This window comes from Pseudomonas sp. NY15463, assembly GCF_048068415.1.
GTDB classification, from domain to species: Bacteria; Pseudomonadota; Gammaproteobacteria; order Pseudomonadales; family Pseudomonadaceae; genus Aquipseudomonas; species Aquipseudomonas mosselii_C.
Genome location: NZ_JBLUQD010000005.1, coordinates 379,370 through 396,974 on the forward strand (window position 1 = coordinate 379,370; position 17,605 = coordinate 396,974).

The window sequence follows — 17,605 nt, forward strand, 5'->3', positions numbered from 1 at the left end:
TAACGCTCGTTTCATAAGCTTTTCATTACATACTTAGAAACAAACTCAATAGAGATATAAGGGGACTTAGAGTGAACAAGTCGGAACTGATTGACGCTATCGCCGTATCTGCTGACATTTCCAAGGCTGCCGCTGGCAAGGCTCTGGATGCTGTGATCGACTCCGTGACCGGTGCCCTGAAAGCAGGCGACGACGTCGTTCTGGTTGGCTTCGGTACTTTCTCGGTCAAAGAGCGCGCAGAGCGCACTGGCCGTAACCCTCAAACCGGCAAGGCAATCAAGATCGCCGCTGCCAAGGTTCCAGGTTTCAAAGCTGGCAAAGGCCTGAAAGACGCCGTCAACTAAGTCGTCTTTCAGCCGGCCCGGGCCATGCCTGAGCCGACCGCGTGACGGCGGGTCGCAAACGTTCCCGCTGGCACGCTCGCTTCGAAAAGGCGCATCCACTGGATGCGCCTTTCTTCTATCAGGACTCTACCCACGCTCCGCGGTTGTCGACGCAGTGGTACAACCGTTTCTGGGGGACGCATGCTGCAAAATATCAGGGACAATTCACAAGGTTGGATTGCCAAGACCATCATTGGCCTCATCGTCGTGTTGATGGCGTTGACGGGCTTCGAGGCCATCTTCCAGGCAGCCAGCCATAGCCAGGACGCCGCCAAGGTGAACGGCCAGACCATCAGCCAGAATGAGCTGAGCCAGGCCGTCGACATGCAGCGCCGTCAGCTGATGCAACAACTGGGCAAGGAATTCGACCCTGCCCTGTTGGACGAGAAAATGCTGCGCGAGGCTGCGCTCAAAGGGCTGATCGAACGCAAGCTGCTGTTGCAGGGCGCCGAAGATGCCAAGTTCGCGTTCTCCGACGCCGCCTTGGATCAATTGATCCTGCAGACGCCGGAGTTCCAGGTCGATGGTAAGTTCAGCGCCGAGCGCTTCGACTCGGTCATTCGCCAGATGGGCTACGGGCGCATGCAGTTCCGCGAAATGCTCGCTCAGGAAATGCTGATCGGCCAGCTGCGTACCGGCATTGCCGGCAGCAGTTTCGTGACCGACAAGCAGGTAGAGGCATTCGCGCGACTGGAGAAGCAGACCCGTGATTTCGCCTCGCTGACCTTCAAGGCCGACCCGGCCGCCATTAAGGTGAGTGACGAGGAGGTCAAGGCCCACTACGACCAGCACGCCAAGGAGTTCATGACTCCCGACCAGGTGGTCATCGACTATGTCGAGCTGAAGAAGGCGGCGTTCTTTGATCAGGTCAAAGTCAGCGATGACGAACTCAAGGCGCTGTACGAGAAAGAAATCGCCAACCTTGCCGAGCAGCGTCATGCTGCGCACATCCTGATCGAGGTTAACGACAAGACCAGCGATGCCCAGGCCAAGGCCCGTATCGAAGAGATCCAGCAGCGTCTGGGCAAGGGTGAAGACTTTGCCAAGCTGGCCAAGGAATTCTCCCAGGACCCAGGCTCGGCCAACACCGGTGGCGACCTCGGTTTCGCAGGCCCTGGTGTCTATGACCCAGCCTTCGAGGACGCGCTATACAAGCTGACCAAGGATCAGGTGTCCGCGCCGGTGCGTACCGAATTCGGCTATCACCTGATCAAGCTGCTGGGCGTGCAGGCGCCGGATGTCCCAAGCTTTGCCAGCCTCAAGGACAAGCTGACCCACGAGCTGAAGACCCAGCAAGTGGAGCAGCGTTTTGTCGAGGCGACCAAGCAGCTCCAGGACTCCGCTTTCGAGGCGTCCGACCTGGCCCAGCCGGCCCAGGACCTGAATCTCAAGGTGCACACCTCGGCGCCGTTCGGCCGTGAGGGGGGCGAGGGCGTTACCGCCAATCGCGCCGTGATCCAGGCTGCATTCAGCGAAGAAGTGATGGACGAAGGCGCTAACAGCAACAGCATCGAGTTGGACCCGGAGACGGTGGTGGTGCTGCGCGTCAAGGAACACCGCAAGCCTGAGCAACTGCCGCTGGAGGCCGTTGCGAAGAACATCAGCGAGCACTTGGCCAAGGAGAAGGCGACCGCCGAACTCAAGGCCAAGGCCGACAAGCTGATCGCCGGTCTGCGTGACGGCTCGGTCAAGCCTGCCAGCCAGAACTGGAAAGTCCAGGAAGCGGTCACCCGCGGCCAGGACGGCATCGACCCTGCGCAGTTGCAGGCGGTGTTCCGTCTGGGCAAGCCTGAGTCCAAGGACAAGCCGGTTTACGCCAGCGTGGTCCAGTCCGATGGCAGCCTGGTCGTGCTACAGCTCAGGGGTGTCAACGAAGGCGCCGCCGCGACCGAGGAAGAGAAGGCGCAAATTCGCCGCTACCTCGCCTCGCGTGCGGGCTCCCAGGACTTCGCGGCGTACCGCAAGCTGCTGGAAGGCAAAGCTGACATCACGCGCTACTGAGTGGTGCAGCAATGACGCAACAGGCCGCTTATGCGGCCTGTTGCGTTTCTGGCATCAGTCGGTACTGGCCTCTTGCAGACCGCGTGGGCGGGCTAGTGCCTTACGCCCTCGTGGCTGTCCAAGGTATCCCTGGCAATTTCCCGCCCCAGGGCGATCAGCTCGGGCGCCTTGTAGAACTCGAAAAAGCGGCAGACGCGCTTGGGTACGTTGATCAGTACATCAGGCGGATAACCCGCGATCTTGTACTGTGCCAGCGATGTCTGCATCACCTCGAAGCTTTGGTTGATCAAGTCAAGTAGCGATGCGGGCCCGACGTTGTCGATGATGAACGAGCCGGTTGCTGATTTTGGCGCGCCTTCACTCTCGGGCGCTGCTGCCGGTTGCTGGGCTTCAGGCGCGGCGCCTTCGGCCAGCCAGGGATTGGGCGGAGCCAGGCCTTCGGCACTGATCTCCTGATCCAGGCGCAGGAGCTGCTCGGCAGGCTTGCGGCGAAAGGGCAAGCGCGAGCCCAGCGAGTCGATCAGCGCGTCGAAGCGCATGCGGAAGGCCGCGGGCCGTTCGATCACCGGCAGTTGATACTGCTTCTGGTTGGTGGCGTTGAGGTTCACGGCGATGATCAAGTCGCAATGGCTGGAAACCACCGGCACGATCGGCAGCGGATTGAGAATCCCCCCGTCCACCAGCATGCGGTTACCTTGTACCACCGGGGTGAACAGGCTGGGAATCGCCGCCGAGGCGCGCATGGCCTGATGTAGACAGCCTTCCTGGAACCAGATCTCCTGCTGGTTGGTGAGGTCGGCGGCCACGGCGGTGTAGGGGATGCGCAGTTGCTCAATGTTGATGTCGCCGACGATCTTGCGGATTTGTCCGAACACTTTGTCGCCACGGATCGCGCCCAAGCGGAAGCTGACATCCACCAGGCGCAGCACGTCAAGGTAGTCCAGGCTCTCGATCCAGCGCCGATACTCATCCAATTTGCCGGCCGCATAGATACCGCCGACCACCGCGCCCATGGAGCATCCGGCAATGCAGGCGATTTCGTAGCCGCGTCGTTCGATTTCCTCGATCACGCCAATGTGCGCGTACCCCCGGGCGCCGCCCGATCCCAGCACCAATGCCACGCGTTTGCTCATGCTATTCCCCTGCGTTCATGCCACCATGCGCCCACAATGCACGGATGCTGGCTGCGCTTCAATGCAGCGCGTGCTGGGCTACGCTGAGCAGGGCACTTTTCGTTTGCCGCAGCGTCGAACGGCCATACCGTTACCCTTCTTCGAGGTTACCCCCATGAAAGCCTGGATCACCGTTCCTCTGATTGCCCTGGCCTTGGCTGGCTGCGCTGGCAAGACGGCCTATCGCGAAAGCTGTGCGACCCAACTGGATGCCGCCTGGAAAGAGCTGGACCTGGCCAAGTCCGAAGGTTTTGCCGGTGCCGTCAGTTACGCCAAGGCCTTGTCGCTGCTCACCGGGGCCAAGACTCAGCAACAGCTGGAGGGCTATGACAGCTGCACCGCCAAGGCGGAGAAGGCGCGTTTCTATATTCGTGAATCGCGTGCCGGACGTTGACCGAGGAGTGCTAGATGGCCGCGATGCTCGACCACGTCGTAGGGCAAGTCATTGCCTTGCAGGTACGCCTGCTGGCCTGCCGCGAGCGCCTGGCGGCCAATACCGATAGCGAGGCGCTACACGACCTGCGCACCAGCGTGCGGCGTTTGCGCAGTCTGTTGCGGCCCCTGCGCGGTCTGCCTGGGGTCGATCAGCTCGAGCAGGCGGCCCGCTCGTTGGGGGCCCTGACAACGCCGCTGCGTGACCAAGAGGTGCTGGCTGCGCAACTGATTGCTCGCGGTCAGCAGCAGGCCGGTCAGCGACGCTTGGACGGCCAGGCTGAGCGCTTTGCCAGTGTGGCGGGGAGTGCGCAGCTTACGCGGGTATTGATGATTCTCGACGCGTTCAGCGTGTTTCTGCGTGCGGCGGAGCGTGAAGGCCTGGTGCGGCGGTTGCGCCTACGCATCGACAAGCGCCTGGAAAAGCAATGGAAAAAACTGAGCGCAGCACTGCACGATCCAGAGCATGATCGTCACCGCATGCGCCTGCTGATCAAGCGTGTGCGCTACGGCGATGAAGCCTATCCGCAGTTGCAGCATGCCGGGCCCAAGCTCAAAGGTCTGCTCAAGAAAGCCCAAGCGGTACTGGGGGACTGGCATGACCGTTGGCAGTGGTTGCAGCAGGTGCCCGCGCATGCCGATCTGGCCGCCTGCAAGGTCGACTGGGAGCACGAACTGCAAGCAGCCCAGGCTCGGTCCGACATCATCCTAGAGGCGTTGAGCAAGGCGTTGGCGCGTCGATAGCCCCTGCAAATGACCGATATGCGGGCTGCCGAGTCCGGGGTAGCTGTTTAAGATCAAGACTTTTGCCCTGGAGCCAATGCCCATGAACTTTACCGAGTTGCTCGCCGCAGCGCGTGCTCACCCTGATGCGCTCAGCGTGCCGTCCGACTGGGCCCAAGGGCGCGCGGTGTTCGGCGGCTTGATGGCGGCCATGCTGTATGAGGCGATGCGTCTAAAGCTGGGTGATGAGCGTCCGGTGCGTTCGCTGGCCATCACCTTTGTTGGCCCGGCGACGCCCGAGGTGCCGATCAGCCTGGAAGTGGAGGTGCTGCGCGAGGGCAAGGCGGTTAGCACGCTACTGGGTCGGGCGCTGCAAAATGGCCAGGTTGTCACGCTGATGCAGGGCAGTTTTGGCGCTGGACGGCCCTCGGTCGTGGCGGTCGAGGCGCACCCTGCGGCGCCGATCACCCCGCTTGAACACGCCGCGCCAGAGCTGCCCTTCATCCAAGGGGTCACCCCGGCATTCATGCGCCATGTGGCGTTACGCTGGGCAGTGGGTGGCTTGCCGTTCAGTGGTGACACTTCACGCCAGATGGGCGGCTGGGTGCGCTTGCGCGATATCGAAGAGGCACCGCTCGAAGCGGCCCATGTACTGGCGCTGGTTGATGCCTGGCCGCCGAGCCTGCTGCCGCATCTCAAGCAGCCGGCGGCTGGTAGTACGCTGACGTGGACCATCGAGTTCATTCAACCTGCGCCGCCGCTTTCGACGCTGGACTGGTGCCGTTATGTGGTTGAGACCGAACACGCGAGAGATGGCTATGGGCACGCCGCTGCCGCGCTGTGGAGCGCCGAGGGTGAACTGGTGGCATTGAGTCGGCAAACGGTCACCGTGTTTGCCTGATGAAAAGCCGCTCAGAGCCTGCGTTCACCCTTAAGCCTGCGTTCACCCTTAAGGTCGATGCTGATGCCGTTCCCGCCACGCTTTCCACCACGCGCCGCTGAGCACGAAGCGGGGGAACGTGATGAATTGCTCGGTCAGTAGCCGTTGTATCGCATCCTGACGGTTGGCGAAGGGCTCGGGTTGCTCGGCTTCCAGGCGATGACCCTGGCGCTGTAGGCCTAGCCCTGCAACCAGGGCAATCAGGCCGACCGCGATTTGCACAAGATCTAGGTCGAACAGCCCCGACAGCACCAGCAACGCGCCGATGATGAACAGTGGGACGGCAATCAGGTGCAGAACCAGGTTGGCCGGGTGGCGGTGATTATGGTGATAGCCGCGCCATTGCCAGGCGGGGAGGTTGGGCAGTCGTTTGCTCATGGACAGTTCCTCTCAGACATGGTCCAAGCTTAGTGCTGCCACCCAGAGCGGGCCAATCGAGGTTGGCTATGATGGTCATAGCGTGGTGTTCGGGGTGCTCAGTGGCGCAACCGTGTGCACGTTTGGCGGCCGCCACGGCGCGCCGTCAAACGTGAACAGCGTGTTTGCAGGGCAGGGCGCTAGAGCTTGAGTTGGCCAATCACCTTGTTCAGCTCGCCGGCCAGGGTCGCCAGCTCGCTGCTGGTGGTGGCCGAGCCCACCGTCTGCTGTACGGTTTGCTCGGTGACATCGCGAATGCTTACCACTGCGCGGTTCATCTCTTCGGCCACCTGGCTCTGCTGTTCGGCGGCCACGGCGATCTGCGTGTTGCTTTCGCGCATCTGCGCCACCGCGCTGGTGATCTCGGCCAGTGCCTCGCCGGCCTCCTGGGCCTGGCGCACGCAATCATCGGCCTTGAACGAGCTTTCCTGCATGAAGTCCACGGCATCGCGGGTGCCAGACTGTAGGTCGGAAACCATCGTGGTGATCTCGTCGGTCGAGGTTTGCACGCGTTTGGCCAGGTTGCGTACCTCGTCGGCGACCACGGCGAAACCACGGCCCAGGTCGCCGGCGCGGGCGGCTTCGATAGCGGCGTTGAGGGCGAGCAGGTTGGTTTGTTCGGCGATGCTGTGGATCACCCCGACGACACCGTTGATCTTCTGGCTGTCGTCGGCCAATTGCCGGATCATTTCAGCGGTCTGTTGTACGCCGCTGGACAGGCTGGCAATCGAATCCTGCACGCGGCTGACCACTGCCTGGCCACTGCCGGCCAGCGTGTCGGCGGTTTGTGAGAGGTCGCGGGTGGCGCCAGCGTGCTGGGCGATGTGGTGCACAGTGGCGGTCATTTCGTTGATCGCAGTGGCGGCCTGGTCGGTCTCGCTTTGCTGGCCGATCATGCCGTGGCGTACCTCATCCATGCTCCCGGCCAGGCGTGCGGCACCCGAGTCGAGCTGCGCGGCGGTGCGCGCCACGGTGTTGACCACCCGATGGTAGGTCGCCTGCATGGCATTGAAGGCACCGGCCATCTGGCCGACCTCGTCGCCACAGGCCAGCGGAACCCGTGCCGACAGATCACCGGTGCGCTCGACGTGCAGCATCACGTCCTTGAGGGTATTGAGTTGGCTGAGCAGGAAGCGGATCAGTAGCTGCGAGGCACCCAGCATCGCCAGCATGAGGATCAGCACGCACAGCGCGTAGTTGCTGAAGCGATCGAAAAATACCTGGCTCAGGCTTGGCGCCTGGGCGATCACCGCCAGGCGCTGCTCGCCTTGGCCGAACACCTGGGCACCGACGGCCGGGTTATCGCCGAGGATCGAGGCGGCGGGTAAATCCACCCAGCCCTGGGCATTGCGCAGGGCTTCGAGGGGGGCGCCTGCGAACTGCGGCGTTTGCCCTGTGCGCCAGGTAACCAGGTTGGCTTGGGCGGGCAAGGGTTGCCCGGCCGGCCAGGTGCTCAGCAACTGCGCTTGGGCCTGGGCCATGGTTTGGGCACTGTTGGCGCGCGCTTGTTGCTCCAGGTGCACGGCATACAGCACCAGCAGCAGGGTGGTGACGAACGCCACCGCATTGACGGCCCAGAACTTGTACTTCAGGGAAACATTGCTAAGCCAGGCACCCATGGTAGGTCTTCTCTGAGTTGGCGGACGGATTGTTGGCAAGGTGCCATCATTGTGTCCACCTATGTCAGGGGGTGCCTTGATGTGTATCAAGAAATCGCGGGTAGGTCGAAGAACGCTCGGGCGCAGGCGCTGGTGTGAGCGGCAAGCTGCTCGGGCGTTTCGCCACGGTGACGGGCCACTTCATGCAGCACCTCGACCAGGAATGCTGGCTCGTTGCGGCCGTTTTTCGGTTTCGGGCGCAGGCTGCGTGGCAGCAGGTAAGGCGCATCGCTTTCGAGCATGAGCCGGCCGCTGGGGATGCTGCTGACCAGCGGGTGCAGGTGTGTGCCACGGCGCTCATCGCAGATCCAACCGGTGATGCCGATGTGCAGGTCAAGGTCCAGGTAGGCGAACAGCGCCTTGCGCTCGCCGGTAAAACAATGCACCACGGCGGCGGGCAGTTGGTCGCGGTACGCCTTGAGGATTGCCAGCAGCCGGTCACTGGCTTCGCGTTCGTGCAGGAACACCGGCAGGCGTAGTTCGGCGGCCAAGGCCAATTGCGCCTCCAGGGCTTTTTCCTGGGCTGGGCGAGGGGAGAAGTCGCGGTTGAAGTCCAAGCCGCACTCACCCACAGCCTTGACCCGCGGTTGGGTCAGCAACTGGCGTAACTGACGTTCGCTGTCGGTGCTCCAATGGCTGGCGTCATGGGGATGTACCCCGGCGCTGCTGAACAGGCGTTGGCCCGAAGCATCCAGCTGTTCGCACAGGGCCAGCGCCTGGTGGCTGACCTCCAGGCTGGTACCGGTCAGGACCATCTGCACGACGCCCGCGTGTACCGCGCGCTCGACCACGGCCGCCTGTTGCTCGTGGAAACTGCTGTTGGTCAGGTTGACGCCGATATCGATCAGTTGCATGGTGCTACCTCGTGCCGCAGGGCGGCCAGCATAGCAAAAACCGGGAAAACGCCAAAAAGCCAAGAACCTCAAACGGTTGCCGTGGTCTTTAAGCGTCTTCATCACCTAGCGAACTTCTGTATGGAGTGCGCGCCTACCGCCCCTCGGACCTCTGTTTCCATGCTGCGACTATTTCCATTGCTGCTGTTGGGGCTACTGGCCATCGTGCAAGCGCAAGCCGCCGAGCCAGGTCCGCAGCAGCACCTGCCTGCGAGCCAGGTGCGCGATCTTGAGCAGATACGTTCGAGCCGGGTACTGCGGGTACTGGTCAATCAGAGCCGCAACAGTTCCGGTGAGGTCAAAGGCGAGCCGGTGGGTGTCGAGTACTATCGGCTGCGAGCCTTGGAGCACTCGCTCAATGCCCGGGTCGGCGATGGCCAGGAATTGACCTTGAAGATCATTCCTCGCGCCAAGGAGCAACTGCTTGGTGCATTGCAGCGTGGCGAGGGCGATCTGGCTGCCCCCGGCGAGTTGCTTGACCCGGCGTTGGTGCACGGGGTCGCGGCCAGCGCGCCGGTGGTCGACCAGGTGCCGTTGCTGTTGGTCGGGCGTAAGGGCGAGCGCGCCTATAGCCGGGTGGAGCAGTTGTCGGGGCGTACGGTTGCCTTGACCAGCGCCAGTGCCGCGGGGGCGGCGATCGAGTCTATCAATCAGCAACTGGCCCTGCGCAAGCGGGCGCCGATCAAGGTCGAGTGGGTCGACCCGACGCTGGCGGTGGAGGATGTGTTGGAGATGGTTCAGGCCGGGATCTACCCGCTCACCGTGGTCGAGCGGCCGATTGCCCAGCGTTGGGCGCGGGTGATGCCGCGCCTGCGCCTGGACAGCAAGCTACGCCTCGCCCAGCCCGGCGCCATGCGCTGGTACGTGCGTCAGGATGCGCCGATGTTCCGCGCTGCGGTGGACCGTTTTCTGGCCGGTTACCGCGCACCGGACAACCAGGATGCGGCTTTCGAGCGCATTTACCGTCGTCAGTACCGGGTGCACAACCCTTTGGCGCGCCAGGACCGCCAGCGTCTGGCGGCGCTGCGCCCTGTGTTGCAAAAGCACGGCGCCGATCAGCAGATCGACTGGTTGAACCTGGCTGCCCTGGCGTTCAAGGAGTCCAGTCTCGACACCAAGGCGCGCGGCACCGGCGGCGCCCACGGGCTGATGCAGATCACCCCATCGGCCGCGCAGCGGGTGGGGGTGAGCAACACAAGCACGCTCGATGGCAATGTCCAGGCCAGTGCCCGCTACCTGGCGCTGATCCGTCGCAAGTTCTTCGCCAGCCCCACGATCAACGAGCGCGAGCGCATGGCATTCATCCTCGCGGCCTACAACCTGGGGCCTGAGCGGGTGCAGGCCATGCGCACCGAAGCCCGTCGGCGCGGGCTCAATGGCAACCAGTGGTTTTTCCAGACCGAACGTATCGCCATGGAACAGGTGGGCATGGGGCCAGTGAACTTCGTCAACAGCGTGAACAAGTATTACCTGGCGTTCAATCGTGAACGCGCTGCGCTGGAGCGGGGTAGTAAGCGATAACAAATCTATTTTATCGATTGTTTAAACGGGTTTTTTGCGATTTTCTTATTCGATGAATTGATTAAGATAGCGCTCATCAACACTTACCTCCCCGTTTGAACAAGGAAGCAACATCATGAGCAACGCCATCAAATCTCTGCTGAACACCCGCGCCGGCTACGGTCTCAGTGTCGTGCGCATCTTGGTCGGGATCATCTTCATGGCCCACGGGGCACAGAAACTCTTCGGTCTGTTTGGTGGCTATGGTCTGGAGGGCACTGGCCAGTGGATGGAAAGCATCGGCCTGGCGCCCGGCTACTTGATGGCTCTGCTCTCCGGCAGCGCCGAGTTCTTTGGCGGCCTGGCCCTGGTGATTGGCCTGTTGGCCCGCCCGGCAGCCCTGGCGTTGAGCGTCACGCTGATCGTGGCGATTTTCTCGGTGCATATTGGAAATGGTCTGTTCATGTCCAACAACGGCTACGAGTTCGCCCTGGCATTGCTGGCTGGTAGCGTCGCGGTGCTGATCGAGGGCGCTGGTCGCCTGTCGCTGGATCGCCTGATCGCTCGCTGAGTCATCGCGGCAAGCCATAAGCTGCAAGTCGGTCATGTGATCAACTTGCAGCTTGTGGCTTGTAACTTATGGCTCCAGGCTCTAGCATACCGATTGCGCCGATTTAAACAGCTACTTGCGGGGCGCAGGTTTGGCCCCACCGGGTCTGCCGAAATACCGCTAAAGCGCTGGTTCGGTGACGCCTCCCACCGCTGCCCAGCGGGATCAGCGAGGCGAGAGAGACTCCATGAGTTGTCCACGTACCAGTGTTTGCCTAACCCCCCTGCCTAAAGACCAGGCCTCCCGTACACCGCGCATTCTGCTCGGTGGCCAGCACCAACCGACTTTGCTGCGCAACCTTGACGGTTTCTCCCGTCGCAAGGGTCAGGCACGTGCCTTCCTCATTCAGTTCTACGAGACCTGCGCGCAGTTGCAGCAGTACGGCAACGACCGTTTCGACCTGGCGGTGATCCAGGCACCGGCTGCACAAGATGCTGCCGAGGTGATCGGTCAACTCACCCGCATTGCGCGCCAAGGCTTGATCACCCGTCGTTGAACGGCTGTTTTTTCGCTAAGCTCGGTCACTCGGCAGGCGCCTGGCGCCTGCTGTGGATGCACTGAGGAGAACGCCGTTGAGCACCAACATCATCACCACGCAAGGACACGAGGCTCTGAAAAAGGAGCTCGACCATCTGTGGCGGGTCTATCGCCCGGAGATCACCCAGAAAGTGACTTGGGCGGCCTCGCTGGGCGACCGCAGCGAGAATGCCGATTACCAGTACAACAAGAAACTGCTGCGCGAGATCGACCGGCGTGTACGTTATCTGCGCAAGCGCCTGGAAGACGTCAAGGTGGTCAGCTATTCACCCCAGCAGGAAGGCAAGGTGTTCTTTGGTGCCTGGGTGGAAATCGAGAACGACGACGGCGAACAATTGAGTTTTCGCATCGTTGGCTATGACGAGATCCATGGGCGTAACGATTACATCTCCATCGACTCGCCCATGGCCCGCGCACTGCTCAAGAAAGAAGAGGGCGATGAAGTGCGTGTGAATACGCCCACCGGTGAAGCGACCTGGTACGTCAACAGCATTCGCTATACTCCCTAGTACTGGGTTTGCGAGGGGGCTGCACGCACTCCAGCCTCATCCCTCGCGCAGCACCGCCAGCGGTGCTGCATTCAACGCGCGGCGAGTGCCCAGGACGCCGGCCCCACCTACCAGTACCGCGCCTGCCAGTGGCAGCAAAAGCAGCCATGGGTGTGGCGCCCATTGCAGATCGAAGGCATAGCGGTACAAGGCCCATGTGATCAGCTCGCAGCCGAGCGCAGCCAACAAGCCGCTGACTGCCCCGAGCAAGCCGAACTCAATGCGCCGTGCCGTCACCAGCAACGGGCGCGCCGCCCCCAGCGCGCGCAGCAGCGCACCTTGGCGGATGCGTTCGTCCAGCGTGGCTTGCAGCCCGGCGAATAGGACGGCCATCCCGGCTGCCAGCACGAACAGCAGCACGTACTCCACCGCCAGCGTCACTTGCGCGAGGATGCTGCGCAGTTGCGCGAGCAGGGCATCGACTTGCAGGATAGTCACTGCCGGGAAGGCCCGTGACAGCGCGACCACCTCCGAATCATGGCCGGGCGCCAGGTAGAAGCTGGTGAGGTAGGTGGTGGGCAAGCCTTGCAGTGTGCCGGGCTGGAAAATCATGTAGAAGTTCGGCTGGAAACTGTCCCAGTGCACCGTGCGCAGGCTGCTGACCCGCGCCTGGCGCTGCTGGCCGGCGATGTCGAAGGTCAGCAGGTCGCCCAGTTGAAGCTTGAGGCTTTGCGCCAACTGCGCCTCGACTGACACACCGGGCACCGCGTCTGGGCTCGGGGCTTGCTGCCACCAGCTGCCAGCGGTCAGGGCATTGCCCTGGGGCATTTCGGCGGCCCAGGTCAAGCTGAGGTCGCGTTGCACGGCGCGTTCGCCCGTGGACTCCTTGCTCACGGACTGACGCACCGGCTGGTCATTGATCTGCGTGAGGCGGCCAGGGATTACCGGGTACAGCGGTGCCGAGCTGGCGTTGAGCTGTGCCAGGCGTTCGGCGAACGCCTGGCGATCGTCGGCCAGGATGTTCAGGGCGAAATGGTTGGGCGCGTCCTTGGGCAGTTGTGCCTGCCAGTTGTCCAGTAGTTCGACGCGCAACAGCGCGACCAAGCCCATGGCCAGCAGGATCAGGCCAAAGGCCAGGGCCTGCCCGGCCGCTGCCAGCGGGTGACGCAGCAATTGCCCAAGGCCCAGGCGCCAGGCCAGGGGGGCGCCAGCCAGCAACTGGCGTAGGCTACGTAGCCCGAGCAGCAACAGGCCACCGAGCACCAGTGCGGCGATCAGGCCGCCGCCGAGCAAGGCGAAGGTGAGCAGCAGGTCCAGGCTCAGGCGCCACATGATCAGGCCGAGGGCGAGCAAGGCGGCGCCATACACCAGCCAACTGCTGGGTGGAATCGGCAACAGGTCACGGCGCAGTACCCGCAGCGGGGGTACCCGGCCAAGTGCCGCCAGTGGCGGCAGGGCGAACCCGGCCAGGGCCACCAGGCCAGTGCCGATGCCGGCCAGCGCCGGGGTCAGGCCGCCTGGCGGCACCTGGCTCGGCAGCAAGCCTTCGAGCAAGCGGAACAGGCCCAGTTGAGCCAGCCAGCCGAGCAGCGCACCGCCCAGTGCGGCGACCACGCCGAGCATGGCCAGTTGCAGGCAGTACAGGCCCAGGGTCTGCTGGCGCGACAAGCCAAGGCAGCGCAGCAGGGCGCTGGCGTCCAGGCGCCGTGCAGCGTAGCGACTGGCCGAGAGCGCCACGGCCACGCCAGCCAGCAACACCGCCACCAGACTGGCCATGTTCAGGTAGCGCTCGGCTTTGCCCAGTGCGCCGCCGATCTGGCGGTTGCCGTCGCGGGTGTCGAGCAGGCGCTGGTTGGCTGCCAACGACGGCTCGATTGTCTTGCGGTACTGCGCCAGTGCCTCGGGCTCGCCGCGCCAGAGGTCGCGGTAGCTGACCCGGCTGCCGGGCTGGATGACGCCGGTGGCTTCCAGGTCGGCCAAGTTGATCAGCACGCGTGGGGTGAGGCTATAGAAGTTGTTGGCGCGGTCGGGCTCATAGGTGAGCACGCGGGTTATGCGCAGGGTCTTCATGCCGACATCGATACTGTCGCCAATACCCAGCCCCAGGGCTACCAGCAGACGCGGCTCGACCCATGCCTGGCCAGGCGCAGGGCCGCCGCCGGTTGTCTCTGCGCCGAAGGGGGCGGGGGCGCTGCGCAACTGGCCGCGCAGGGGGTAGGTGGCATCGACGGCCTTGATGCTCGACAGCTGGATGCCGTTTTCGGCGCCGACCACGCTGGTGAACTCCACCACCTTGGCATGCAGCAGGCCCCGTGATAAGCCGTTTGCGAGCTGCTGTTCGCTAGCCGGCGCGCTACCCTGCAGCACCAAGTCGGCGCCGAGGAATTCGCTGGCGCGCAGCTGCATGGCGCCGTTGAGGCGGGCACCGAAGTAACCGATCGCGGTGCTCGCCGCGACCGCCACCAGCAAGGCGAAGAACAGCACGCGCACTTCGCTGGCGCGGGCATCACGCAGTAGCTGGCGCAGCGCCAGCGCCCACAGGCGCATCAACGACAGGCGGCTCATCATGGCTCCAGGGGCGCGACCAGGCGCCCCGCATCCAGGCGGATCAGGCGTCGGCAGCGCCGCGCCAGGCGTTCGTCGTGGGTCACCAGCACCAGGGTGGTGCCGCGCTCCTGGTTGAGCTCGAACAGTAGGTCGCTGATGCGCTCGCCGGTGTGGCTATCGAGATTGCCGGTAGGCTCGTCGGCGAACAGCACGGCAGGCTGCGCGGCGAAGGCTCGCGCGATCGCCACCCGCTGTTGCTCGCCACCGGACAGCTGACGTGGGGTGTGGCTCAAGCGCTTGCCCAGGCCGACCCGCTCCAGCAGGCTGCGGGCATGTTCGCGGGCATCGCGGCGCCCGTCCAGTTCCAAGGGCAGCATGACGTTTTCCAGCGCATTGAGGCTGTCGAGCAGTTGAAACGACTGAAACACGAAACCGACGTGCTCGGCGCGCACGCGCGCGCGCTGGTCTTCATCCAGCGGGCCGAGGTCGTTGCCGGCCAGCACGACCTTTCCGGCGCTCGGGCGGTCGAGGCCGGCGAGCAAGCCAAGCAGGGTGGACTTGCCGGAGCCTGATGCACCGACGATAGCCAGGCTGTCGCCTTGGGCCAGATCCAGGGACAGGGCGTGGAGGATGGTCAGGTCGCCTTCCGCGCTGGGGACCACTTTGCTAAGGTTCTGCGCAACGAGAATGCTGGGGCCCATGGAGAATCCGATGCGAATGTGGTGGTTGAGTGCCGGCCTGGCCTTGTGTTGCCTGGCCCAAGGGGCGGCGGCAGGAACCGTGCTGGTTGTCGGCGATAGTATCAGCGCCGGTTTTGGCCTGGATACCCGCCAGGGATGGGTCACCCTGCTGCAACAGCGGCTGAAGGATGAGGGTTTCGACGCTCAAGTGGTCAACGCTTCGATCAGCGGTGACACCAGTGCTGGCGGCCAGGCACGCCTGCCGGCGCTGCTTGCAGCGCACAAGCCAGACCTGGTGGTGCTGGAACTGGGCGGGAACGATGGCCTGCGCGGACAGCCGCCGGCACAATTGCAACAAAATCTTGCCTCGATGATCGATCGCACCCGCGAGGCCGGCGCGCGCGTGGTGCTGTTGGGCATGCGCCTGCCGCCCAACTACGGCGTGCGCTATACGACCGCGTTCGCCCAGGTGTACGAACAGCTGGCCAGCCAGAAAAAGGTTGCGCTGGTGCCGTTCTTCCTAGAGGGGGTCGGGGGTGTTCCCGAGATGATGCAGGCCGATGGACTGCACCCGGCTGCCGGGGCTCAGCAGCGGCTGCTGGAAAATGCCTGGCCGACGATAAAACCCTTGTTGTGATGCTTTTATCGGGGGCCGCTTTCGGCTAATGTTGCGCCCCCCGATTCGAGTGCCCCCGATGCCCCGCCCCGCCTGGTCCCTGTACGCCTATCAACTGATCGAGCCTGACGAACAACTTGACCTGTTCGCCTGCCAGGAAGTGCGTGTGCATCTGGCTGCCCGCCAACTCGAACTGGGCGTACCGGTGGATCGTACCCTGTGCGGTGGCCTGCTGCCCGCGCAGCCGCGCTGGTCTGGGGTAGAGCGCAGCATCTATCGTGATGGGCGCCTGTGCCCGTTGTGCAAGGCCATCCTCGACGCCCAGCGGCGTGGCATGCGGCCGATATGGCCGGAACTCTGAGCGCCTTTCATCATCTGAAAATCTGGCAGGCCGCCAACGTCTCCCGCTTGTTTCGGGGCAGGTGTACAATCGTTTCCCTTGACTGATCTTTCGAAGGACTTCCCGGATGTTGTCGCGCTTTCCTGCCGTCACCCGTCACCTCTGCCTGGCTGCCCTGTTGGTCGCCGGCCCTGCGCTCGCGCTGGAGCTGCCCTTGCCGCCGCCCGGTGAGGACGTCGTGGGGCAGGTCCGTGTGATCAAGGCCAAATACGAAGACACCTTCGCTGATATCGGTACCGCCAACGATCTGGGCTATCTGGAGATGATCGCCGCCAACCCGGGCGTCGACCCGTGGCTGCCCGGTGCTGGCACCGAGATCGTCTTGCCGACGCGCTACATCCTGCCGCCTGGCCCGCGCGAGGGTATCGTCATCAACCTTGCCGAGTACCGTTTGTACTACTACCCCAAGGGGCAGAACGTGGTACACACCTTCCCGCTGGGTATCGGTCGGGAAGGGTGGGGCTCGCCGATTGCCAACACCAAGATCACCGCCAAGACGCCCAACCCCACCTGGACCCCGCCGGCCTCGATCCGTGCCGAGCACGCCGCTGACGGCGATATTCTGCCTGCGGTAGTGCCCGCCGGCCCGGACAACCCCCTGGGGCCGTTCAAGTTCACCCTGGGTGTACCGGGTTACCTGATCCATGGGTCGAACAAGAAGTTCGGCATTGGCATGCGCACCAGCCATGGTTGCTTCCGTATGCTCAACAACAATGTGCTGGAGCTGTCGAAGATGGTTCCGGTGGGCACGCCTGTGCGCATTATGAATGAGCCCTATAAATTCGGTATCAGCGCTGGCAAGGTCTATCTGGAAGCCCACACGCCGTTGGACGACCACGGCGATCCGTCGGTGGTCGACAAGCATACGGCCGTGATCAATGCGCTGCTCAAGCGTGACGACTTGGCCAATAACTTGCGCATGAACTGGGATATGGTGCGAGATGTGGTGGCCGCCGAAGATGGCATGCCGGTCGAGATCGCCGTGCCCGCCGCTGCCGGTGCACCAGCGCCGGTCGTTTCGAGCATTCCGGCCGAATTGCAGTAAGCCTGCGCGAGTGCCTTGTGTTGCGGGGGCCTGCCTTAGTGCAGGCCCTTTTTATTTGTCGGGCAGGCTGTTTGCACGGCAAAAAAAAGCCGACCCACAGGTGGGTCGGCTCCATAACAATCCGTGAGGATTATTACTTGCGGCTGGCTTTGTCCAGCATACGCAGAGCGCGCTCGTTGGCTTCGTCAGCGGTTTGCTGAGCCTTCTGAGCAGCTGCCAGAGCGTCGTCAGCTTTGCGGTAAGCTTCGTCTGCACGAGCTTGGGCGCGAGCTGCTGCGTCTTCGGTAGCGGTCAGGCGAGCTTCGGTTTCTTTGGATACGCTGCTGCAACCGGTAGCCAGAACGGCGGCCAGAGCCAGAGCAGAGAATTTCAGAACGTTGTTCATCGTGTTCCCCTTCAAGGACTTTCTATAAAAAGAGCCATCTCTCGGAAAAGAGAAACTGGCCGGCGTACATAGTACCCATTACTTGTAGTAAGTAAACTGACTGAGCGCAAGAACTGCAAAAAAAATGTCGTTGCAAGCTCGCCAGGACGGGATCTGCGAGTAACCGATGAACATGCTG

The 17,605-nt window shown here is 63.1% G+C and carries 19 protein-coding genes; 12 read left to right on the forward strand and 7 right to left on the reverse strand.

The genetic code is table 11. The annotated features are described in order from the left end of the window. The first annotated feature begins 71 nt into the window (after positions 1–71). Together hupB and ACNFIC_RS15015 are read left to right on the forward strand one after the other, a co-directional pair. Positions 72–344: a nucleoid-associated protein HU-beta gene (gene hupB / locus ACNFIC_RS15010; protein WP_054883552.1), complete on the forward strand. Its 273-nt coding sequence runs from the start codon at positions 72–74 to the stop codon at positions 342–344. A gap of 180 nt (positions 345–524) precedes the next feature. Continuing rightward, positions 525–2,384, forward strand: a complete 1,860-nt coding sequence (locus tag ACNFIC_RS15015) for a SurA N-terminal domain-containing protein (RefSeq protein ID WP_416781303.1) — start codon at positions 525–527, stop codon at positions 2,382–2,384. 92 nt (positions 2,385–2,476) lie between these two features. Here the strand turns inward: ACNFIC_RS15015 and ACNFIC_RS15020 are convergent, their stop codons facing one another. Next, positions 2,477–3,517, reverse strand: a complete 1,041-nt coding sequence (locus tag ACNFIC_RS15020) for a patatin-like phospholipase family protein (RefSeq protein ID WP_138220904.1) — start codon at positions 3,515–3,517, stop codon at positions 2,477–2,479. Between the two features lie 154 nt (positions 3,518–3,671). Between ACNFIC_RS15020 and ACNFIC_RS15025 the strand changes: the two genes are divergently transcribed. From ACNFIC_RS15025 to ACNFIC_RS15035, 3 genes are all read left to right on the forward strand, one after another. Next, positions 3,672–3,950, forward strand: coding sequence for a hypothetical protein (locus ACNFIC_RS15025; RefSeq protein ID WP_138220903.1), 279 nt, complete (start codon positions 3,672–3,674; stop codon positions 3,948–3,950). A gap of 14 nt (positions 3,951–3,964) precedes the next feature. After that, positions 3,965–4,732, forward strand: a complete 768-nt coding sequence (locus ACNFIC_RS15030) for a CHAD domain-containing protein (protein ID WP_138220902.1) — start codon at positions 3,965–3,967, stop codon at positions 4,730–4,732. Between the two features lie 82 nt (positions 4,733–4,814). Further along, positions 4,815–5,612, forward strand: coding sequence for an acyl-CoA thioesterase (locus tag ACNFIC_RS15035; protein WP_416781304.1), 798 nt, complete (start codon positions 4,815–4,817; stop codon positions 5,610–5,612). Between the two features lie 48 nt (positions 5,613–5,660). On the opposite strand, the gene ACNFIC_RS15040 is transcribed toward ACNFIC_RS15035, so the two are convergent. The 3 genes from ACNFIC_RS15040 to ACNFIC_RS15050 form a co-directional block, all read right to left on the reverse strand. Then, complete coding sequence (locus tag ACNFIC_RS15040) at positions 5,661–6,029, reverse strand: Mpo1-like protein (RefSeq protein WP_138220900.1); 369 nt, start codon at positions 6,027–6,029, stop codon at positions 5,661–5,663. Between the two features lie 179 nt (positions 6,030–6,208). Beyond that, positions 6,209–7,687, reverse strand: a complete 1,479-nt coding sequence (locus ACNFIC_RS15045; protein WP_138220899.1) for a methyl-accepting chemotaxis protein — start codon at positions 7,685–7,687, stop codon at positions 6,209–6,211. An 86-nt stretch (positions 7,688–7,773) separates the two neighbouring features. Next, the gene (locus ACNFIC_RS15050) at positions 7,774–8,580 is read right to left on the reverse strand and encodes a TatD family hydrolase (protein ID WP_416781305.1); all 807 of its coding nucleotides are present in this window, start codon (positions 8,578–8,580) and stop codon (positions 7,774–7,776) included. 159 nt (positions 8,581–8,739) lie between these two features. On the opposite strand from ACNFIC_RS15050, the gene ACNFIC_RS15055 reads away from it, so the two are divergent. The 4 genes from ACNFIC_RS15055 (at position 8,740) to greB (ending at position 11,775) form a co-directional block, all read left to right on the forward strand. Continuing rightward, on the forward strand, positions 8,740–10,140 hold the full coding sequence (locus ACNFIC_RS15055; protein ID WP_138220897.1) for a transglycosylase SLT domain-containing protein: 1,401 nt from the start codon (positions 8,740–8,742) through the stop codon (positions 10,138–10,140). 115 nt (positions 10,141–10,255) lie between these two features. Next, positions 10,256–10,690, forward strand: coding sequence for a DoxX family protein (locus ACNFIC_RS15060; protein WP_138220896.1), 435 nt, complete (start codon positions 10,256–10,258; stop codon positions 10,688–10,690). A 226-nt stretch (positions 10,691–10,916) separates the two neighbouring features. Further along, the gene (locus ACNFIC_RS15065; protein ID WP_138220895.1) at positions 10,917–11,225 is read left to right on the forward strand and encodes a hypothetical protein; all 309 of its coding nucleotides are present in this window, start codon (positions 10,917–10,919) and stop codon (positions 11,223–11,225) included. A 76-nt stretch (positions 11,226–11,301) separates the two neighbouring features. Then, positions 11,302–11,775 (forward strand): transcription elongation factor GreB, encoded by a 474-nt coding sequence (gene greB / locus ACNFIC_RS15070; protein ID WP_138220894.1) that lies wholly within the window; start codon positions 11,302–11,304, stop codon positions 11,773–11,775. 36 nt (positions 11,776–11,811) lie between these two features. Here the strand turns inward: greB and ACNFIC_RS15075 are convergent, their stop codons facing one another. Both ACNFIC_RS15075 and ACNFIC_RS15080 read right to left on the reverse strand, forming a co-directional pair. Continuing rightward, a complete protein-coding gene (locus ACNFIC_RS15075; protein WP_416781306.1) occupies positions 11,812–14,319 on the reverse strand; it encodes an ABC transporter permease in 2,508 nt (835 codons plus the stop codon). Next, positions 14,319–15,002, reverse strand: a complete 684-nt coding sequence (locus tag ACNFIC_RS15080) for an ABC transporter ATP-binding protein (protein WP_416781307.1) — start codon at positions 15,000–15,002, stop codon at positions 14,319–14,321. The genes ACNFIC_RS15075 and ACNFIC_RS15080 overlap by 1 nt, the downstream gene beginning before the upstream one ends. A gap of 10 nt (positions 15,003–15,012) precedes the next feature. Between ACNFIC_RS15080 and ACNFIC_RS15085 the strand changes: the two genes are divergently transcribed. The 3 genes from ACNFIC_RS15085 to ACNFIC_RS15095 all read left to right on the forward strand — a co-directional run bounded on the left by ACNFIC_RS15085 (position 15,013) and on the right by ACNFIC_RS15095 (position 17,042). Continuing rightward, positions 15,013–15,618 (forward strand): arylesterase, encoded by a 606-nt coding sequence (locus tag ACNFIC_RS15085; RefSeq protein ID WP_138220891.1) that lies wholly within the window; start codon positions 15,013–15,015, stop codon positions 15,616–15,618. Between the two features lie 58 nt (positions 15,619–15,676). Beyond that, positions 15,677–15,958, forward strand: a complete 282-nt coding sequence (locus ACNFIC_RS15090; RefSeq protein WP_138220890.1) for a hypothetical protein — start codon at positions 15,677–15,679, stop codon at positions 15,956–15,958. A gap of 106 nt (positions 15,959–16,064) precedes the next feature. Further along, entirely contained in the window at positions 16,065–17,042 is a 978-nt protein-coding gene (locus ACNFIC_RS15095; protein WP_138220889.1) for a L,D-transpeptidase family protein, read from the forward strand. A 133-nt stretch (positions 17,043–17,175) separates the two neighbouring features. Here ACNFIC_RS15095 and oprI read toward each other — a convergent pair whose 3' ends face one another. Then, on the reverse strand, positions 17,176–17,427 hold the full coding sequence (gene oprI / locus ACNFIC_RS15100; protein ID WP_003259780.1) for an outer membrane lipoprotei OprI: 252 nt from the start codon (positions 17,425–17,427) through the stop codon (positions 17,176–17,178). Positions 17,428–17,605: the final 178 nt, after the last annotated feature.